The 2,573-nt window shown below is 51.1% G+C and carries 2 protein-coding genes and 1 pseudogene; all 3 read left to right on the top strand.

What is annotated here, in order from left to right:
- A partial coding sequence (locus KDK17_RS09450; RefSeq protein WP_257287932.1) for a hypothetical protein occupies positions 1 to 180 on the top strand: 180 nt, incomplete at its 5' end.
- Positions 181 to 234: 54 nt separating this feature from the next.
- A complete protein-coding gene (locus KDK17_RS09445) occupies positions 235 to 1,446 on the top strand; it encodes an ABC transporter substrate-binding protein (RefSeq protein ID WP_257275186.1) in 1,212 nt (403 codons plus the stop codon).
- 10 nt (positions 1,447 to 1,456) lie between these two features.
- Positions 1,457 to 2,573, top strand: a pseudogene (locus KDK17_RS09440) (ABC transporter permease); the annotation flags it as partial.

Genomic DNA, 2,573 nt, shown 5'->3' with positions numbered 1-2,573 from the left:
GAAAAGCCGACACCACGCCAATCAGCAAAGCCATTTCCAACGGTTCCACAAGTCTGGGCCAAGCCTCTGGTCAGGCAAAGCGCCAGACAGTCTATCTCAACATTGGGTCTTGATAGCATACTCTACCTGTCAGGCTTCAGTGACAAAGACCTGCAAATACTGAATCAGGATAAAAGCTAAGGATGGTTCCAGCGTTCAATGATTACAACAAGCTTTTTACGTGTCTTACAGGCTGTGGCTTTTTTGGCATCTCTTTGGTCTTTAAGCAGCTATGGGGCGTCTCTTTCTGAATCTTCCTCTGTACTCTCAGCGGGCGAAAAATGGCGGAAGATTCTCAAAGAGGCCAGAGGGCAGAGTGTTTACTTTAATGCCTGGGGCGGAGATCAGCAGGTCAATGACTATATTCGCTGGACAGCCAAACAAGTACGACAGCGTTATGATATTGAATTGAAACAGGTCAAAGTCAGCAATACGGCAGACGTTGTCAGTCGTATATTGGCAGAGAAGCAGGCCGGTCGCGATTCAGACGGCACGGTCGACATGATCTGGATTAATGGCGAGAACTTCCGTTCAATGAAAAATCATGGCCTGCTTTTTGGGCCATTTTCTGAACAACTACCCAATTACCGCTGGATTGATACCCGGGAAAAACCCACAACGATTCTGGATTTTGGTGAGCCCGTTGAAGGTCTGGAAGCACCCTGGGGCATGGCGCAGCTGGTTTTTATTTATGATCAGGAGAGTGTGCAGGCACCTCCGAAAAGCGCGGCAGATTTATTGAAATTTGCCAGAAAGCATCCTGGCCGGGTCACCTATCCAATGCCACCTGATTTTGTAGGAACCACGTTTCTTAAGCAGTTGTTGCTTGAGCTGGCCCAGCAGAATCCGGCTTTGTTCCAGCCTGTTGGCCCAGACAGCTTTGACAAGATAACGGCACCCTTGTGGCGTTATCTTGATGAACTGCACCCGTTATTGTGGCGTGAGGGCGAAACCTTTGTGCAGAACAATCTGGCGCTGACACCTCTGCTGGATGATGGTGAAATTCTATTGTCAATGTCGTTTAATCCATCTTATGCCAGCTCTGCGATTGCCAATGGCGAACTTGCCGAAAGCGTCAGAACCTATGTTCATTCTGACGGAACGGTCGGAAACACTCACTTTCTGGCTATTCCCTATAATGCCCGTGCAAAAGCAGCTGCGCAGGTCGTGATTAACTTCCTGGTGTCCCCTGAAGCCCAGTTACACAAAGCGGACCCGGATGTCTGGGGTGATCCTACCGTCTTGAGCATGGGAAAACTGGCTGAGTTGGATAAACGACACTTCAGTGAGTTACCTCTGGGTATCGCTACCCTCAGCCCTGAAGCTCTGGGCATAACATTGCCTGAGCCACACGGCTCCTGGTCAACCGCTCTGGAAGCAGAGTGGCAGAAGCGTTACCGTCAGTGAGAAAGGCAGTTTGAAGTTCAGAAAGAGTTTTGCTGTGCAACTTGCTGCGGCACTGGTCGCAGTTTTATTCTTATCCGTCGTATTGTTGGGCACAGTCAGTGCGGTTCTGCCCGCATTTGGTTATTTACCGATACTGGGAATGACTTCCCTGTCTTTTGCTCCCTGGCTGCAAGTGTGGGAAACGCCCGGCCTGACAGAGATGCTCTGGTGGTCTTTTTTCTCGGGTATGTCAAGCACACTGGTCTCCATGCTGCTGGCGCTGGCGTTTGTCAGTGCTGCCTGGGATCGCCGGTTCTGGTATCAGGCACAGCGCTGGTTATCACCCATCATGGCAACACCCCATGTAGCACTTTCTGTAGGGCTGTTCTTTTTGATTATGCCCAGTGGTATTTTGGCCAGGGGACTCTCAGCTTTCATGGATTGGCAAGGCCCCCCGGACTGGCAGACGGTGCAGGACCCCTGGGCGTTGTCATTAACCGCATTGTTGGTTCTGAAGGAAACTCCTTTTCTGATTCTGATGCTGATGGTGGCCATCAGGCAATTGCCGGTCAGGGAAATACTAAGAACGGGGGCCGGACTGGGCTATCAATCCTGGACGGTCTGGGTAAAGTTGATCTGGCCCCAGCTGTACTTGAGAGTTCGTCTTTCCATGCTGACAGTTCTGGTGTTTGCCCTCTCTGTTGTCGATATCGCCATTGTACTGGGCCCGGCAACACCGCCCACTTTTGCCGTGCAGGTGCTGAACTGGTATCAGAATCCTGACCTTGAATTTCAGGCTTTGGCCTCTGTCGGCAGTGTTTTGTTGATGATTTTGGTGCTTGCTGCCATTGGTTCTATTGTATTGCTGGAAAGGTTGGCAGCCACTTTGCTAAGGGGCTGGCTGACCTCCGGTCGCAGAGGCTCTGGAGAAGGTGTTTGGCGTTGTCTGTCTATTTTTGGCTGGAAGGCACTGCTGGTTGTATTCGGCGCCAGTGCGTTCATGTTGTTAATCTGGTCGTTTGTCTGGCGGTGGCGATTCCCTCATCTTTTGCCACAGAGTTGGTCCTTCCGCCATTGGGAACGGGCTTGGCCAAGACTTGTGGAACCGTTGGAAATGGCTTTGCTGATTGGCGTGGTGTCGGCTTTTC

Origin of the sequence: Endozoicomonas sp. SESOKO2 (assembly GCF_024606245.1) — a bacterium.
Classification (GTDB): Bacteria; Pseudomonadota; Gammaproteobacteria; order Pseudomonadales; family Endozoicomonadaceae; genus Endozoicomonas_A.
Note: the sequence above shows the minus strand (reverse complement) of the source record. Positions and strands in the feature narration are given on the sequence as shown.